Source organism: Streptomyces sp. NPDC008313, from assembly GCF_042956125.1.
Lineage (GTDB): Bacteria > Actinomycetota > Actinomycetes > Streptomycetales > Streptomycetaceae > Streptomyces.
On sequence record NZ_JBIBFR010000051.1, the window covers coordinates 1 to 17,054 of the forward strand.

Sequence of the window (17,054 nt, forward strand, 5' to 3'; positions counted from 1 at the left end):
CGCGACGGCGCAGCTCAAGCGGGTAACGGGACGGTCGTGCCATGACTCGATCCTTTCATGAAATCGAGTCTCCATTCGACACGGGGCGGTTCAGGGCCGGGCGCCTGAGTCACCCGGTGTCCGAGACCCTCGACAGGGCCGGACGCCGGGAGTCGCCCGGTGTCCGGGCCCCGCTGGCCCCTGCTACAGGGCCGTTCCCGGCTTGGGCAGGGGCTTGCCGTACCAGAGTTCGATCAGGCGGGCCGCGATCGAGATTCCGTAGGGAGGCAGCACCTCCCCGGACTCGAAAGCGGCCCGCAGCTCGTCGCGGGAGAACCAGCGCGCCTCTTCGATCTCCTCGCCGTCGACGGCGATCTCCGACGAGGTGGCCCGGGCCATGAAGCCGAGCATCAGGCTGGACGGGAACGGCCAGGGCTGGCTGGCCACGTACTCGACGTCGCCGACCGTGATCCCCGCCTCCTCGAAGACCTCACGGCGCACCGACTGCTCGATGGACTCCCCCGGCTCGACGAATCCGGCGAGCGTGGAGAACCGGCCCTCGGGCCAGTGCACCTGGCGGCCGAGCAGGAGGCGGTCGTCGTCGTCCGTCACCGCCATGATCACGGCGGGGTCGGTGCGCGGGTAGTGCTCGGCGCCGCACGCGGGGCACCGCCGGATGTGGCCGGCCGCCGCGATGACGGTCCGCTCGCCGCAGCGGGAGCAGAAGCGGTGCAGCCGCTGCCAGTTCTCCAGGGCGACGGCGTGCACCATCAGTCCCGCGTCCCGCGGGGACAGCAGCAGGCCGGCCTCGCGCAGGCCGGCAGGGCGGGCCGACTGGTCCATGCGGCCCGGCAGCGCGTCCTTCTGGAGGGCGAAGTAGCTGACGCCGTCGTCGTCGGTGCCGAGGAAGTAGCGATGTGCCTCGGTGAGCGGCGCCTCGAAGGACGGCGTCATGACGAGTTCGGTGGTGTGGTCGTCCGTCTCGTCGATGAGGACCTGACCGCCTGAGACCACGAAGACCCGGGTGGTGGGGTGGCTCCACGCCGCGGCGAGCCAGGCCTCGTCGAGCCGCTGGTGGGCGGCGCGGTCGATGCCGCTCGGGGCGGTGAGCGAGATGGGACGGTCGGCGGTGTGGTCGGTCCAGGTGGTCACGGGTGCTTTCCAACTCCCCCGGTGGAACGGCGGTTGCGGCGGACGGTTCGGCAGGACGGACGGCGAGCGTGCTCCGCGGGCTTCTTCAGTGTGCCTCGCCGGCGCCCCCGGCCAGGTCTCCCCACAGGTACGCGCTGGTCTCCACGCCCTTCATGAGGAGGTCGAGCTCGACCTTCTCGTTCGGGGCGTGCCAGCCGTCGGAGGGGACGGAGATGCCCAGGAAAAGGACGGGTGCGCCGAGCACCTCCTGGAGGTCGGCGGCGGGCCCCGAGCCGCCTTCGCGGGTGAAGCGGACGGGCTGTTCGAAGGCCCGGCCCATGGCGCGCACCACGGACCGGAGCGCCGGGTGGTCCAGCGGCGTCAGGCACGGCCGGGTGGCCGACCCGAAGGTGATCTCGCACCGGATGCCGGCGGGGACCTGTTCGGCCGCCCAGGCGCGGACGGCCTTCTCGACGTGGTCGGGGTCCTGCCCGGCGACCAGCCGGAAGGACAGCTTGACCATCGCGGAGGACGGGATGATCGTCTTGCTGCCGGGGCCCTGGTAGCCGCCGCCGATGCCGTTGACCTCGGCGGTCGGGCGGGCCCAGACGCGTTCCAGGGTGGTGTACCCGGCCTCGCCGTGGGCGGCCGTCGACCTGGCGGTACGCAGCCACCGCTCCTCGTCGAAGGGCAGCTCCGCGAAGAGTTCGCGCTCGCGTTCGGTGAGTTCGGTGACGCCGTCGTAGAAGCCCGGGACGGCCACGCGCGCGTGCTCGTCGTGCAGGGCCGCGACCAGGCGGGCGGCGGCCGTGGCCGGATTGGGTACGGCGCCGCCGAAGGAACCGGAGTGAATGTCCTGGCCGGGGCCCCGCAGCTCGATCTCGCACTCGGCGAGGCCGCGCATGCCGGTGCAGACCGTGGGGGTGTCCTCGGACCACATGCCGGTGTCGGACACGATCACCGCGTCGGCCTTCAGGCGTCCGGCCCGCTCCTCGACGAGGGCCCGGAAGTGCGGGGAGCCCGATTCCTCCTCGCCCTCGACGAGGAGCTTCAGGTGCACGGCGGGGGCGGTGCAGCCGGTAGCCGCGAGGTGGGCGCGGACGCCGAGTGTGTGGAAGAACACCTGGCCCTTGTCGTCGGCGGCGCCGCGCGCGTGGAGGCGGTTGCCCCGGACGACCGGCTCGAAGGGCTCGGTGTCCCAGCCGTCCTCGCGGGCCGCGGGCTGCACGTCGTGGTGTCCGTAGACGAGGACCGTGGGCGCCTGGGGGTCCTCGGAGGGCCATTCGGCGAAGACGGCGGGAGCGCCCGGCGTCGTCCACACCTCGGCGGTGGGGAAGCCGGTCTCCCGCAGCTTGGCGGCCAGCCAGTCGGCGCTGCGCCGTACGTCCGCGGCGTGCTGCGGCTGGGCCGACACCGAGGGGATGCGCAGCCATTCCGCGAGGTCGTCGAGGAAGGCGTCGCGGTGGTCTTCGATGTACGTGCGGACGGTGCTGACGTCGCTGTCAACGGGCTTGCTCATGCTCACGAGCCTATCGGCCCGCGGGGGCGTACTCGTCCGGCGGTTCCTCCGGGGACCCTTCCGCCAGGAGCAGCCGCTCCAGGCCGGCCCGGTCGGGAAGATCGCGGGGCCGGACGATCTCGCCGGTGCGCACGTACAGGAACGCGGCGTCCACGGACTCCAGGGGCACGCCTCGCTGCTCGGCCCAGGCGAGCCGGTAGAGGGCGAGCTGGAGGGGGTCGGCGGTGCGGTCGCGGTGGGTCTTCCAGTCGACGATCTCGTACCGGGTGCCGGTGCCGTCGCCCTCCTTGTAGACGGCGTCCATCCGTCCGCGCACGACCCGCCCCGCGATCTCCAGCTGGAACGGCGCCTCGACGCGGTAGGGCGTGCGCCGGGCGTACGGGGTGCGCTCGAAGGCCTCCTTGAGGGCTTCGAGATCCCGCTCGTCGGCGATCTCGGCGTTGGTGCCCGGCAGCTCCTCCGGTTCCAGCATCGGCAGCCGCAGCGCTTCGAAGCGGGACTCGACCCAGGCGTGGAAGCGGGTGCCGCGGCGGGCGGCGGGCTGCGGCGGGCGCGGCATGGGGCGGGCCAGTTCCTGGGCGAAGGCGTCCGGGTCGGCGGCCAGGCTGAGCAGCTGGGTGGCGGTGAGCGAGGCGGGCAGGGTGACGTCGGTGACACGTTCGCGGGCTCGCAGCAGCTCGCCGGAGAGGGCGTCGAGGTCACGGTCCCAGGAGTCGACGGTCCGGGCCTCCTCGGGGGTGAGCCCGTCGGCGGGCTCGGCGGGGTGCCTGCGGGCGTGCGGGACCCGGGGGCCGACGTCGTCGGGGAGCGGCTCGGGCGCGGGCTGGGCGTACGGCACGCGTGCGGTCGCGGCGGGCGGCCCCGGGCGGTGTGCGGTCCAGGTGTCCCAGTCGGAGACGTCTTCCTCCCGGATGTCCTCGGGGGACTCCTCCCGCATGTCCTCCGGGGAGTGGTTCCCGATGTCCTCCGGGAAGTCCTCCGCGGCGTCGTCGGGGTCCTTCGGGGGCGGCGGCCGGTCCGGGGTGTCGTAGGAGCCGGGATCGTGGGCGGCCGGGGGGTGGGCGTCCGCCTCCGGCGCCTGGCCGGGGCGGGTGCCCGCGTGGGTGGTGACCCGTTCCAGGTGGGTGAGGACGGTCTGCGCGGCCTCACGGCGGCGGGCCAGCGCCCGGTCGTCCAGCGGGAGGGGCCAGGCCTGCTCGGCGTCCGCCGCGCGCAGGGCCGGGTTCTCCTCGTCCTCGGCCGGCTCGTCCGCCCATGCCTCGATCTCGCCGTGTCCGGCGGCGCAGTGCTCGTAGAGGGCGTGCAGGAAGTCCGAGGGTCCGCGGGGGCGCTTCTGGGAGGGGCCCCACCAGTGGCCGGAGCCCAGCAGCAGGGAGCGGGGGCGGGTGAAGGTGACGTAGCCGAGGCGCAGTTCCTCGGTCAGCTGGTGGTCCTTCATCGCCTCGTGGAAGGCCTTCAGCCCCTTGGCGTCCCAGGTCTCGATGTCGGGCAGCGTGTCGGCGTCGCCGCGCAGTCCGTGCGGCAGCACCTTGCCCTGCGCCGTCCACTTCTCCCGCCCCTGGGTGCTGGGGAAGGTGCCGGTGACCAGGCCGGGCACGGCGACGACGTCCCATTCCAGGCCCTTGGACTTGTGCGCGGTGAGCACCTTGACGGTGTTCTCGCCGCCCGGGAGGGCGTTGTCGAGACCCTTCTCGTACTGGGCGGCCGTGCGCAGGAAGCCGAGGAAGGCGAGGAGGGTCGCCTCGCCGTCCTGGGAGGCGAAGGACGCGGCGACGTCCAGGAAGTTCGACAGGGTCTCGCGGCGGCGGGCCGCCAGGGCGTGCGGGGACGCGGACAGCTCCACCTCCAGGCCGGTGACGGCGAGGACCCTGTGCAGGACGTCCATCAGAGGGTCGGCGAGCGAGCGGCGCAGATCCCGCAGCTCGGCCGCGAGCCGGGCGAACCGCACCCGCGCGTCCGCGGAGAAGGGCAGTCCGTCGTCGTACTCCTCGGCCGCGAAGGGGCTTTCGAGGAACGCGTCGAGTGCGTCGGCGAGTGAGATCACCTCGGCCGGGTCGACCCCTTCGACGGCCGCGGCGAGCCTGCGGTCGGGGTCGTCGTCCTCCACGCGCGCGTGGGAGACGAGAAGCCGGGCGCGGCGTCCCAGGAGGGCGAGGTCGCGGGGGCCGATCCGCCAGCGGGGCCCGGTGAGCAGGCGCACGAGGGAGGCGTTGGCCCCGGGGTCCTGGAGGACCTCGCAGACGGCGACGAGGTCGGCGACCTCGGGAAGGTGGAGCAGTCCGGAGAGTCCGACGACCTCGACGGGGACGTCGCGGGCCACGAGGGCGCCCTGGATCGCGGCGAAGTCGGTGGCGGTGCGGCACAGCACGGCGATCTCGCCGGGCGCCTTCCCGGTGCGTACGAGGTGGGCGATGGAGTCGGCGAGCCAGTCAAGCTCCTCGGCGTGCGTGGGCAGCAGCGCGCAGCGGACCAGGCCGTCGCGCTCGGCGCCCGGTGCGGGGCGCAGGGCCTCCACGCCCGCGTGCAGGGCGCGCAGCGGTTCGGCGAGGCCGTTGGCGAGGTCGAGGAGGCGGCCGCCGCTGCGGCGGTTCTCGCTGAGCGCCTGGCGGGTGGCGGGGCGGCCGTCGGCGTGCGCGAAGTGCTCGGGGAAGTCGTCGAGGTTGGCGACGGAGGCGCCGCGCCAGCCGTAGATCGCCTGGCAGGGGTCGCCCACGGCGGTGACCGGATGGCCCGTGCCGCCGCCGAACAGTCCCGCGAGCAGGACGCGCTGGGCGACCGACGTGTCCTGGTACTCGTCGAGCAGGACGACGCGGAACTCGTCGCGGAGGATGCCGCCGACCTCGGGCCGGGTGCGGGCGAGCGTCGCGGACAGGGCGATCTGGTCGCCGAAGTCGAGGAGGTCGCGCTCGCGCTTCGCGGCCCTGTAGCGGCCGACCAGCTCGGCGAGCTCCCTGCGGGCCGCGGCGGCCTCGGGGGCCTTGCGCAGGTCCGCGTTGGTGAGCTTGACGCCCTCCAGCGAGCGCAGCAGTCCGGCGTCGTGGGCCCGCAGGTCCTCGGGCCGTACGAGGTGCTCGGCGAGCTCGGAGTCGAGTGTGAGCAGGTCCCCGACCAGGTCGGGGAAGGAACGGGTCAGCGCGGGGTAGGGTCCCGGAGCCTCACGGAGCACCCGCGCGGCGAGCTGGTAGCGGGTGGCGTCGGCGAGCAGCCGGGTCGTGGGTTCGAGCCCGATGCGCAGGCCGTGGTCGGTCAGCAGCCGGCCGGCGAAGGCGTGGTACGTGGAGATGACCGGCTCGCCCGGCGGGTTGTCCGGGTCGATCACGTCGGGGTCGGTGACGCCCGCCCTGACGAGGGCCTTGCGGACCCGCTCGGCGAGTTCGCCCGCGGCCTTGTTGGTGAAGGTGAGGCCGAGTACCTGCTCGGGGGCGACCTGCCCGGTGCCGACCAGCCACACCACGCGTGCCGCCATCACCGTGGTCTTGCCCGACCCGGCGCCGGCCACGATCACCTGCGGGGCGGGCGGCGCGGTGATGCAGGCCGTCTGCTCCGGGGTGAACGGGATACCCAGGAGCTCCTTGAGCTGCTCGGGGTCGGTGATACGGGCTGGCACGTGAGAGAGGCTAGCCGCGGCCACCGACAGCCGGTGCCTGGCCGGTGCCGCCGCGGCGGCCGGCGCGCGGGAAGCGCAGGTCAGCGGGGGTGGTGCGATACGTCACTCGGGTCGCGCCGACGGGCCGCACGCCCCCGGCGCGCGGCGTCCGGCGCACCGCGCGCCCCGGCGGCGGTCCGCCCGGCTCACTCGACGGCGCCCCGCCTCTCCGCCCGGTTCACTCGACGACGTGCCGTCCCTCGGGCCGGGCGCTGCAGGAGGCCCGGAAGGCGCAGTGGGTGCAGTGCTGGCCGGTGGTCGGCGAGAACCGCTCGTCCAGGACCTTGCCGGCGGCGGTGGCCAGGAGGTCGCCGACCCACTCGCCGGTGAGCGGTTCCTGGGCCTGCACCTTGGGAAAGGTCTCGCCGCCGTTCTTCTTTGCGGCGCCCTGGCGGAGCTGGACGAGCTCGGCGCCGCCCGGTTCGGGACGGGTGCCGTCGAAGGCGTCGTCGACGGCGCCCTCGCGGACGGCGAGCTGGTAGACGGCGAGCTGCGGGTGGCGGGCCACGTCGGCGGCGCTCGGCGCCTGTTTGCCGGTCTTGAAGTCGACGACGTAGGCGCGGCCCTCGGTGTCCGTCTCGACGCGGTCCATGGAGCCGCGGATGCGCACCTCGTAGGAGCCCGCTTCGAGGGTGACGTCGAAGTCGTGCTCGCTCGCCACCGGTGTGCGGCCCGCGCGGGCGCCGTTGGAGTCGACGTGCCACCGCAGGAAGCGTTCGAGCGCCACGCGCGCGTGCTCCTTCTCCTGTGCGGACTTCCAGGGCGCGTCGAAGGCGAGCGCGTTCCACACGGAGTCCAGCCGCTCCATGAGGACGTCGAGGTCGGCGGGGGTGCGCCCGGAGGCCACCTCGTCGGCGAGGACGTGCACCACGTTGCCGAAGCCCTGGGCCGCCGTCGACGGCGCGTCCGCCTTCACCTCCCGGCCGAGGAACCACTGCAGGGCGCACGTGTGGGCGAGCTGGTCGAGGGCGCTGCCGGAGAGCACGACGGGGTGGTCGCGGTCGCGCAGCGGAACCTTGCTCCGCGTCGGCTCGTACATGCCCCACCAGCGGTGCGGGTGGGCGGACGGCACGAGGGGGCGGCCGTCGTCGTCGGCGAGCGCGGCGAGCCGGGCCAGCCGCTGGGCCGCGGCCTGCCTGAGGGTGTCCGAGACGCGGGGGTCGACGGTGGCGGCGCGCAGCTCGGCGACGAGCGCCGGCACCGACAGCGGCCGGCGGGGGCGGCCGGTGACGTCCTTGGGTTCGACGCCGAGCTCGGTGAGGAAGCGGGAGGGCTGGTCGCCGTCGTCGGCGGGTGCCTTCACGGCGGTGACGACGAGGCGTGCGCGTGCGCGCGTGGCGGCCACGTAGAACAGCCGGCGTTCCTCCGAGAGCAGCGCCCCGGGAGTGAGCGGTTCGGCGAGGCCGTCGCGGCCGATCCGGTCGGCCTCGAGAAGGGAGCCCCGGCGGCGCAGGTCGGGCCACAGTCCCTCCTGGACCCCGGCGACCACGACGAGGCGCCATTCCAGGCCCTTGGAACGGTGCGCGGTCATCAGGCGTACGGCGTCGGGGCGCACCGCTCTGCGGGTGAGGGTGTCGGCGGCGATGTCCTGGGCCTCGATCTCCTCCAGGAAGTTGAGCGTGCCGCGGCCGCCCGTGCGTTCCTCCGCGCGGGCCGCGGTGGCGAACAGGGCGCAGACGGCGTCCAAATCCCGGTCGGCGTTGCGTCCGGCCGCGCCGCCTCGCCGGGCGGCCCGCTCCAGGCGATGCGGCCACGGGGTGCCGTCCCAGAGGTCCCAGAGCGCCTCCTCGGCCGTGCCGCCGGCCGCGAGGCGCTCGCGTGCCCTGCCGAGCAGCGCGCCCAGCCGCTGTGCGCCGCGGGCGTACGCCGGGTCGTGCGCGGCGAGCCGCTCGGGCTCGGCCAGTGCCTGTGCGAGCAGGTCGTCGGAGGGCGGCGGTACGGCGTTCCCGGCCGCCCGTTCCTCCTCGCGCAGCGCGCGGCCCAGTCGCCGCAGGTCGGCGGCGTCCATGCCCGCGAGGGGCGAGGCGAGGAGGGTCAGCGCGGTCTCGGTGTCGAGCCAGGGCCTGACCGGCCGGGGCTCCTGCCGTCCGGAGCCGGGGGCGCCGTCCCGTTGTGTCACGGGGTCCTCGCCCAGCTCCGCCCGGGCGACGGCCCGCAGCGCCGTCAGCAGCGGCGTCACCGCCGGCTCGTGGCGCAGGGGGAGGTCGTCGCCGTCGATGTCCAGGGGGACTCCGGCGGACGTGAGGACGCGCCGGATCGTCGGGATGGTGCGGGAGCCCGCGCGCACCAGGACCGCCATCTCGCTCCAGGGGACCCCGTCCTCCAGGTGGGCGCGGCGCAGGATGTCCGCGATGTTGTCCAGCTCGGCGCCGGGCGTCGGATACGTGTAGACCTCGACGCTCCCTCCCTCCCGTACCGGCGACAGTTCCCGGTGCGCGCGGACCTTCCGTGCCGGGAGGCGGGTCAGCGGCATGCGCCGGGTGAGCCGTCGGGTGGCTTCGAGCAGGACGGCGCCCGAGCGGCGTGACGTCCCGAGGACCTCGACCGGCGCCGGCCGTCCGTCCGCGCGCGGGAAGGCCTCGGGGAAGTCGAGGATGCCGTTCACGTCGGCGCCGCGGAACGCGTAGATCGACTGGTCGGGGTCCCCGAAGGCGACCAGGGTGCGCCCCCCGCCGGCGAGGGCGTTCAGCAGTCGTACCTGCGCGGGGTCGGTGTCCTGGTACTCGTCGACGAAGACGGCGTCGTAGTGGGCCGCCAGGTGCTCGGCGACGGCGGGGCGCCGGGCGAGGAGCACCGCCCGGTGGACGAGTTCGGCGTAGTCGAGGACCCCCTGCATGTCGAGGACGTCGAGGTACTCGGCGAGGAACGCGGCCGCGGCGCCCCAGTCGGGGCGGCCGATCCGCCCGGCGAAGGCGCCCAGGGCGTCGGGGCCGAGGCCCAGCTCACGGCTGCGGGCGAGGACCGCGCGGACCTCGTCGGCGAACCCGCGCGTGGTCAGGCAGGCGCGCAGCTCGTCCGGCCAGCGGACATGTGCGAGACCGAGCCGTTCGAGGCCGGGCTGCCCGGCGAGCAGCTCGCGCACCGCCACGTCCTGTTCGGGGCCGGACAGCAGGCGCAGCGGCTCGACGAACAGGTCGGTGTCCTGGTGGGCGCGGACCAGGGCGTAGCAGAACGAGTGGAACGTGGTGGCCCGGGGAGCGCGCGCCGCCCCCATGCGCAGCGCCATCCGGTCGCGCAGCTCGACGGCGGCCCTGCGGCTGAACGTCAGGACGAGGACCCGCTCCGGGTCGGCGCCCCGGGCGATCCGGGCGGCCACGGACTCGACGAGGGTGGTCGTCTTGCCCGTGCCGGGACCCGCGAGGACGAGCAGCGGTCCGGCCCCGTGATCAACCACGGCGCGCTGCGCCGCGTCAAGGTGAGGGGGGTCCACCCGCTCCGGCGGGGTAAGCACCAGTCGGTACGCGCCGCGGGTCCCCTGCCGTACCGGGGGGTACGGCAGGCGCCTGGTGGAGGAAGAGGAGCTCACGTGGTTCGCCGGTCCTGGTGGGTGTGCTGTGCATGGTCACTGCCGGCGCCGGGCGCCGCCGCGAGGAAGGCGGCCGGGCGGTCCCGGCCCCCACGGCGCGCGCGTCCCTCGCGCATCGAACGTACGGCATGTCCCGGATGTGCCGGGCCTCCCGCGTACGGGTCACCGCCTCGCCACCGGCCCCCGCGCGGGCGGAAGCTGTCAGGTGTGACCCACCGCACGTTCGTCGCCGTCCCACCGCGCCCGTCTCATGTCGACGCGTGGCACGTGTCCCTCCGCGGCCCTGTTCGCCTGCCGCAGGGGGGTGCCCTCCGCCCGGTAGTGGCCCAGCGCGTCGAGTTCGCGGCCGGGCAGGAGTACGCCGTCCGCGCGGACGACCCGCCACCAGGGGACCGCTCCTCCGTAGAGGGACATCACTCGGCCCACCTGGCGGGGGCCGCCCTCCTCCAGCCACTCGGCGACGTCCCCGTACGTCATGACGCGGCCCGCAGGGATCAGCTCGGCGACCTCGAGGACCCGCTCCGCGTACTCCGGCAGGGCGTCCGCCGGAAGGCTCTCCTCACTCATCCGCCCCATCCTGCCGCACCGCACCGACAGTGCGACCCGGTGGTCACCGTGCGTGCGCCTCGCCCCGGAGGCGCGCTTCGGGCAGACTGTGCGCCCCCGTATTGCACCCTGATGCCCCTGTGTGTCGGTGGGGCATGCCACCATCGTCCGGACGGTGACAGGTGATACGAGATCAAGAAGAGACGATGAAGCAGCAGAGCGCGCACCCCGACGACGCGGCGGGCAGCTCTGGGGCCTCGTCGCGCCCGGACACCGACGGCCCCGACGGCCCCGACGAGAAGGATCCGATGCGGGCGGGCCCGGACGGGGACGACGCCCGGGGCACGGACGCCGAGGGCGAGGACACGGACGACGCCGCCCCGGCGTCGCCCGGTGAGCCGTCGGAAGCCACCGCCACGAGCGACGACACCCCCGTCTCCCAGACCCACGAGGACGACCAGCCGCCCCCCAGGACGCACGGGACGGCCGGACCGCGCCCTCAGCAGAGCTCCGACGACGCCCACGCCGAGGAGGTCGAGGGCGACGAGCCGCTGCTCCCCGCGCGCGTGCACCGTCCCTCGGACCTGATGCGCCTGCTCGTGGGCGTCCTCGCGATCGTCGTCCTGCTCGCCGTCGCCGCGTTCGCCCACGGCACCACCTCCGGACTCGAACAGGACATCAACAAGGGCACCGGACAGGCACCCGATCTGCTCATCAAGATCGCGGGGCTGGCCTCCAGCATCGCGATCCTCCTGGTGCCGGTCGCCTTCGCGATCGAGCGGCTCATCAAGCGGGACGGACTGCGCATCGCCGACGGCGTCCTCGCCGCGGTCCTCGCGCACGGGGTGACCCTCGCCACCGACCTGTGGGTCGCGAAGGCGGCCCCGGGTTCCATCCAGGACGCGCTGACCCAGCCCTCCCCCGGTGACGTCCACGCGCTCACCGACCCGGTGCACGGCTATCTGGCCCCCGTCATCGCGTACATGACGGCTGTCGGGATGTCCCGCCGGCCGCGCTGGCGTGCGGTGCTGTGGGTCGTGCTGATGCTGGACGCCTTCTCGATGCTGGTCACCGGCTACACGACGCCGTTCTCGATCATCCTGACGGTGCTCATCGGCTGGACCGTCGCCTACGGGACGCTGTACGCGGTCGGCTCACCGAACGTACGGCCGACCGGACGGACGCTGATGGCGGGCCTGCGGCATGTCGGCTTCCACCCGGTGAGCGCGGCCCGCGAGGACGTGGCGGACGCCGCGGAGACCGGCGACCGCGGCCGGCGCTACTTCGTCACCCTGGAGGACGGCCCGCCGCTGGACGTCACCGTGGTGGACCGGGAGCAGCAGGCGCAGGGCTTCTTCTACCGCGTCTGGCGCCGGCTGACACTGCGCGGCATCACCACCCGCCGCAGCCTGCAGTCCCTGCGCCAGGCACTCGAACAGGAGGCGCTCCTCGCGTACGCGGCCATCGCCGCCGGGGCCAACGCGCCCAAGCTGATCGCCACCTCCGAGCTCGGCCCCGACGCCGTGATGCTCGTCTACGAGCACACCGGCGGGCACACCCTCGACTCGCTGCCGGACGAGGGAATCACCGACGACCTGCTGCGCGACACCTGGCACCAGGTGCGGGCGCTGCAGTCGCGGCGCATCGCCCACCGCAGGCTGGCGGGGGACGCCATCCTGGTGGATCGTTCCGGCACCGTGATCCTCACCGACATGCGCGGCGGCGAGATCGCCTCCGGCGACCTGGTGCTGCGCATGGACATCGCCCAGCTGCTGACCACGCTCGGGCTGCGGGTGGGCGCCGAGCGCTCGGTCGCGTCGGCGGTCGGGGTCCTCGGTCCTGACGCGGTCGCCGACTGTCTGCCGCTGCTGCAGCCCATCGCGCTGACACGCTCCACGCGCGCGACGCTGCGCAGACTGGCCAGGGAGCGCGCGGAACGCGAGCGCGAGGCCGTCCTCAAGGCGTCCAGGCAGGACAAGCTGGCCCGGCTGGAGGAGAGCCAGGGGGCGAGCCGCGAGGACAGCGGCGTCGTCCTGGAGAAGCCCGACAAGAAGGCGGCGCGGGCCGAGCAGCGGGCCGAGAAGCGGGCGCTGGACGAGGCCCTGGACGGGGCGCGCGAGGAGGACCTGCTCACCCAGATCCGCCACCAGGTCCTGCGGATCCGGCCCCAGGCGCCCGTCGAGCCGGCCCGTCTGGAGCGGGTCCGGCCGCGCACGCTGATCAGCTTCATCGCGGGTGCGATCGGCGCGTACTTCCTGCTGACCCAGCTCACGCACATCGAGTTCGGCACCCTCTTCGACAACGCGGAGTGGGGCTGGGTCGCCGCGGCCGCGCTGTTCTCGGCGCTGAGCTACTTCGCGGCGGCGATGAGCCTGCTCGGCTTCGTCCCCGAGCGGGTGCCGTTCCTGCGGGCCGTGGCGGCGCAGGTCGCCGGCTCGTTCGTGAAGATCGTGGCACCGGCGGCGGTGGGCGGCGTCGCCCTCAACACGCGGTTCCTGCAGCGCTCGGGGGTGCGGCCGGGTCTGGCCGTGGCGAGCGTCGGCGCCTCGCAGCTCTTCGGGCTCGGCTGCCACATCCTCATGCTGCTGTCCTTCGGCTATCTGACCGGCACCGAGAAGACGCCCTCCCTGTCGCCGTCCCGCACGGTCATCGCGGGTCTGCTGACGGTCGCCGTCCTGGTGCTCGTGGTGACCTCGGTGCCGTTCCTGCGCAAGTTCGTCGTCACACGCGTGAGGTCGCTGTTCGCCGGTGTCGTCCCGCGCATGCTCGACGTGCTCCAGCGGCCGCAGAAGCTGGTCACCGGCATCGGCGGGATGCTGCTGCTCACCGCCTGCTTCGTGATGTGCCTGGACGCGTCGATCCGTGCCTTCGGCAACGAGGAGACCGCCTCACTCAGCCTGGCCAGCGTCGCCGTCGTCTTCCTCGCCGGAAACGCGCTCGGCTCGGCGGCGCCGACCCCGGGCGGTGTCGGCGCGGTCGAGGCGACCCTCACCGTGGGCCTGATCGCCGTCGGCCTCCCCAAGGAGGTCGCGGCACCCGCCGTGCTGCTGTACCGGCTGCTGACCCTGTGGCTGCCGGTGCTGCCCGGCTGGCTGTACTTCAACCACCTCACCCGCAAGGGCGCCCTGTAGGGCACGAGCAGCCCGGTGGCGCGCCCGGCGTGCTCACCCGCACGGCCCGCGCCCCGAGCGCGTCACCGCGGGCGCGACCAGGATGGGTTCATGCCGAACCCGCCCCGGCTGCGCGCCGCCGCCCTGCTGCTCTCGTCCCTGCTGCTCTCCTCCCTGCTGGCGGCCTGCGACGGCGACTCCAAGGACGAGGACCTCACGGCGCAGGAGCTCAGCTGGGACGACTGTCCCGCGCCCTCCGAGTCCCAGGGCGGCGGCAGTGCTCCGTCCCCGCTGCCGGGCGGTACGCGGTGGCAGTGCGCCACCATGAAGGCGCCTCTCGACTGGGCCGAACCCAAGGGCGAGACGATCGGCATCGCCCTCGTCCGGGCGCGGACGAGCGGCCGGGGCAACAGCCGCATCGGGTCTCTCGTGTTCAACTTCGGCGGCCCCGGAGGTTCGGGCGTCACCACCCTGCCGGCCTTCGGCAAGGACTACGCGAAGCTGCGCACCCGCTATGACCTGGTCAGCTTCGATCCGCGCGGGGTGGGCCGCAGCGCGGGCGTGCGATGCGAGGACGACCAGCAGCTGGACGCCTTCTTCCAGCAGGACGCGACGCCCGACGACCCGGCCGAGCGCCGCGAGCTCCTGACGAGCACCAAGCACTTCAACGCGGCCTGCGAGGAACACTCCGGCAGCACGCTGCCCCATGTCCGCACGACCGACGCGGCCCGGGACATGGACCTGATGCGCCAGGTCCTCGGCGACGACCGACTGCACTACTTCGGCATCTCGTACGGCACGGAACTCGGCGGCGTCTACGCGCACCTGTATCCGGGGAAGGTCGGGCGTGCCGTGTTCGACGCGGTCGTCGACCCGACGCAGACACCGGAGGAGGCCTCACTGGGGCAGGCCAGGGGCTTTCAGCTCGCGCTCGACAACTTCGCCGAGGACTGCACCTCCAAGGCCGAGGACTGTCCGCTCGGTGACACACCGCGGGACGTCAAGGACCGGATCGCGAAGCTGCTGAAGGACCTGGACAGCCGGCCGATCCCCGGTGTCTTCCCGCGCGAGCTGACCCAGACGGCGGCGATCAGCGGCATCGCGCAGGCGCTGTACTCCAAGGACTTCTGGGAGTACCTCACGGAGGGGCTCGAGCAGGCGTACGACGGCGACGGCAAGGTGCTGATGCTGCTGTCCGACTCCATGAACGGGCGCAACCAGGACGGCCAGTACAGCAACATCACGGCGGCCAACATCTCCATCAACTGCGCGGATGCGAAGCCCCGTTACTCGGCCGCCGACGTGGAGAGGAGGCTGTCCGAGTTCCGGGACGCCTCACCGCTGTTCGGCGAGTATCTGGCCTGGGGCATGGTCAGCTGCACCGACTGGGCCGTGCCGGGCGCCGCCGACCACCCGGACGTCAGCGCCCCCGGGTCGGCCCCGGTCCTCGTCGTGGGCAACACCGGCGACCCGGCCACCCCGTACGAGGGCACACGGCGGATGGTCTCCGCGCTGGGCGAGGGCGTGGGGGTTGAGCTGACGTACAAGGGTCAGGGGCACGGCGCGTACGACAGCGGGAACTCCTGCGTGCACGGCGCCGTCGACGGCTATCTGCTGGAGGGCAAACTGCCTGCGGCCGGCACCGTGTGCGGCTGAAAAGCGCAGGTCAGACGGTTATCCACAGGCTCCATCGGCCGTCGACGGTGATCCGCATACTATGGCCTGCATGCCGTCCGCGGCTTCCGGCGGACGACTGGCGAGGGGGGGAAGGCTCATGTCGCGTTTCGTACGGTGGACGGCCGCTGCCGCGGCCGCGCTGCTGCTGGCCGGCTGCAGCGGAGGTTCGTCCGACGACGGTTCCGGCGAGGGGAAGGGCGGCGGTACGTCGGCGGCACCCTCCTCCGGCGGCGGCTCGGCGCTGCCCGGCTCGCTCACCTCGCAGAAGCTCGACTGGAGCCGCTGCGAGGCCGGTTCGGACTCGCCCGCTCCGGGAAGCGGCTGGCAGTGTGCGACGCTCAAGGTCCCCCTCGACTACGCCGAGCCCGACGGCGAGACGATCGGCCTCGCTCTGATCCGCTCGAAGGCGACCGGCGACCAGAGCAAGCGCATCGGCTCCCTCCTGTTCAATTTCGGCGGTCCCGGCGGCTCGGGCGTCTCCATGATGCCGTCGTACGGGGACATCGTCGGCGAACTGCACGAGCGGTACGACCTGGTGAGCTGGGACCCGCGCGGTATCGCCGCCAGCGAGGGCGTGCGCTGCCGCCAGGACAAGGCGATCCAGGCGGCCGAGTCGGTGGACGCCACACCGGACGACGCCGCCGAGGAGGCCGCGTACTTCAAGGACGCCACCGACTTCGGCAAGGGCTGCGAGAAGGCCGCGGGCAAGCTGATGTCACACGTCTCGACGACGGACACGGCCCGCGACATGGACCTGATGAGGCAGGTGCTGGGCGACCGGAAGACGCACTACTTCGGCATCTCCTACGGCACCGAACTGGGCGGCGTCTACGCGCACTTGTTCCCCGAGAACGTGGGCCGGGTGGTGCTGGACGCCGTCGTCGACCCGGGCGCCGACACGGTGGGCCACGCGAAGAACCAGGCCAGGGGCTTCCAGCGGGCCCTGAACGACTACCTGAAGTCCACGGGCCAGGATCCGAAGCAGGGCTCGCGGAAGATCGTGGCCCTGCTGAAGCGGATCGACGCCAAGCCGCTGCCCGCCTCGGGCGGCCGCCGGCTCACCCAGACGCTCGCCCTCACCGGGATCGTCCTGCCGCTGTACAGCAAGCAGGGCTGGCCGACCCTGACGAGCGCGCTGAAGGCCGCGGAGAAGGGGGACGGTTCGGAGCTGCTGGCCCTCGCCGACGGCTACAACGAGCGTGACACCTCGGGGCACTACGGCACGACGACCCATTCACAGCGGGTCATATCGTGCCTGGACGACAAGCAGCGGCCGACGGTCGAGGAGACGAGGAAGCGGCTGCCCGAGTTCGAGAAGATCTCTCCCGTGTTCGGCGACTTCATGGGGTGGGACACAGCGGGCTGGTGCCACGACTGGCCGGTGGCCGGTCAGTACGACACACCGGAGGTCAGCGCGCCGGGAGCCGAGCCCGTACTGGTGGTCGGCAACACCGGGGACCCGGCGACTCCCTACGAGGGTGCCCGCAGGATGGCCGACGAGCTGGGCAAGAGCGTCGGTGTGCAGCTCACCTGGAAGGGCGAGGGACACGGGGCGTACGGCAGCGGGAGCGACTGCGTCGACTCCACGGTGAACGAGTACCTGCTGGACGGGAAGGTGCCCGAGGACGGCAAGGTCTGCGCGTCGTAGACCGGCGGCGTACGGCCCTGGCGCGCGCCACGGCGCCGGGGCCGGGGCCGCATCCTCCGGCTCCGGCCCGGGCTCCGGTCCCGGCTTCCGGCTCGGGGCGCGGTGCCGGCACGGGAAAGGGCCCGGCACGCGGGTGCGTGCCGAGCCCGTGTTCCGGGGAAGTCGCGGGTCTAGTAGCAATACCGGTTACTTAAGGCTTTTGTTTTCGTTTGACCCGTTTGGGTTTGGTGGCGTCGACGATGGTGATGGCCGGTACGCGTGGAGGGTTTATA

General features: G+C 73.4%; 8 protein-coding genes. 3 read left to right on the plus strand and 5 right to left on the minus strand.

Features of this window, described 5'->3' with window-relative positions:
• Window positions 1–183 precede the first annotated feature (183 nt).
• The 5 genes from nudC to ACFY93_RS34415 form a co-directional block, all read right to left on the minus strand.
• Complete coding sequence (gene nudC / locus ACFY93_RS34395) at window positions 184–1,131, minus strand: NAD(+) diphosphatase (RefSeq protein WP_391365859.1); 948 nt, start codon at window positions 1,129–1,131, stop codon at window positions 184–186.
• Window positions 1,132–1,216: 85 nt separating this feature from the next.
• Complete coding sequence (locus ACFY93_RS34400; protein ID WP_391365860.1) at window positions 1,217–2,629, minus strand: dipeptidase; 1,413 nt, start codon at window positions 2,627–2,629, stop codon at window positions 1,217–1,219.
• Window positions 2,630–2,639: 10 nt separating this feature from the next.
• Window positions 2,640–6,236: a UvrD-helicase domain-containing protein gene (locus ACFY93_RS34405; protein WP_391365861.1), complete on the minus strand. Its 3,597-nt coding sequence runs from the start codon at window positions 6,234–6,236 to the stop codon at window positions 2,640–2,642.
• A gap of 217 nt (window positions 6,237–6,453) precedes the next feature.
• On the minus strand, window positions 6,454–9,801 hold the full coding sequence (locus ACFY93_RS34410) for a UvrD-helicase domain-containing protein (RefSeq protein WP_391365862.1): 3,348 nt from the start codon (window positions 9,799–9,801) through the stop codon (window positions 6,454–6,456).
• 201 nt (window positions 9,802–10,002) lie between these two features.
• Window positions 10,003–10,368, minus strand: a complete 366-nt coding sequence (locus tag ACFY93_RS34415; protein WP_391365863.1) for an MGMT family protein — start codon at window positions 10,366–10,368, stop codon at window positions 10,003–10,005.
• A 185-nt stretch (window positions 10,369–10,553) separates the two neighbouring features.
• Here ACFY93_RS34415 and ACFY93_RS34420 point away from each other — a divergent pair, with 185 nt between their 5' ends.
• The 3 genes from ACFY93_RS34420 (at window position 10,554) to ACFY93_RS34430 (ending at window position 16,782) form a co-directional block, all read left to right on the plus strand.
• Entirely contained in the window at window positions 10,554–13,478 is a 2,925-nt protein-coding gene (locus ACFY93_RS34420) for a lysylphosphatidylglycerol synthase domain-containing protein (protein ID WP_391365864.1), read from the plus strand.
• Window positions 13,479–13,568: 90 nt separating this feature from the next.
• Window positions 13,569–15,113, plus strand: coding sequence for an alpha/beta fold hydrolase (locus tag ACFY93_RS34425; RefSeq protein WP_391365865.1), 1,545 nt, complete (start codon window positions 13,569–13,571; stop codon window positions 15,111–15,113).
• Between the two features lie 118 nt (window positions 15,114–15,231).
• Window positions 15,232–16,782, plus strand: a complete 1,551-nt coding sequence (locus ACFY93_RS34430; protein ID WP_391365866.1) for an alpha/beta fold hydrolase — start codon at window positions 15,232–15,234, stop codon at window positions 16,780–16,782.
• Window positions 16,783–17,054 lie beyond the last annotated feature (272 nt).

Coding starts and splice junctions, on each gene's coding strand:
- ACFY93_RS34400 (WP_391365860.1), bottom strand. CDS start 2,629: ATGAGCAAGCCCGTTGACAGCGACGTCAGCACCGTCCGCACGTACATC.
- ACFY93_RS34415 (WP_391365863.1), bottom strand. CDS start 10,368: ATGAGTGAGGAGAGCCTTCCGGCGGACGCCCTGCCGGAGTACGCGGAG.
- ACFY93_RS34420 (WP_391365864.1), top strand. CDS start 10,554: ATGAAGCAGCAGAGCGCGCACCCCGACGACGCGGCGGGCAGCTCTGGG.
- ACFY93_RS34425 (WP_391365865.1), top strand. CDS start 13,569: ATGCCGAACCCGCCCCGGCTGCGCGCCGCCGCCCTGCTGCTCTCGTCC.
- ACFY93_RS34430 (WP_391365866.1), top strand. CDS start 15,232: ATGTCGCGTTTCGTACGGTGGACGGCCGCTGCCGCGGCCGCGCTGCTG.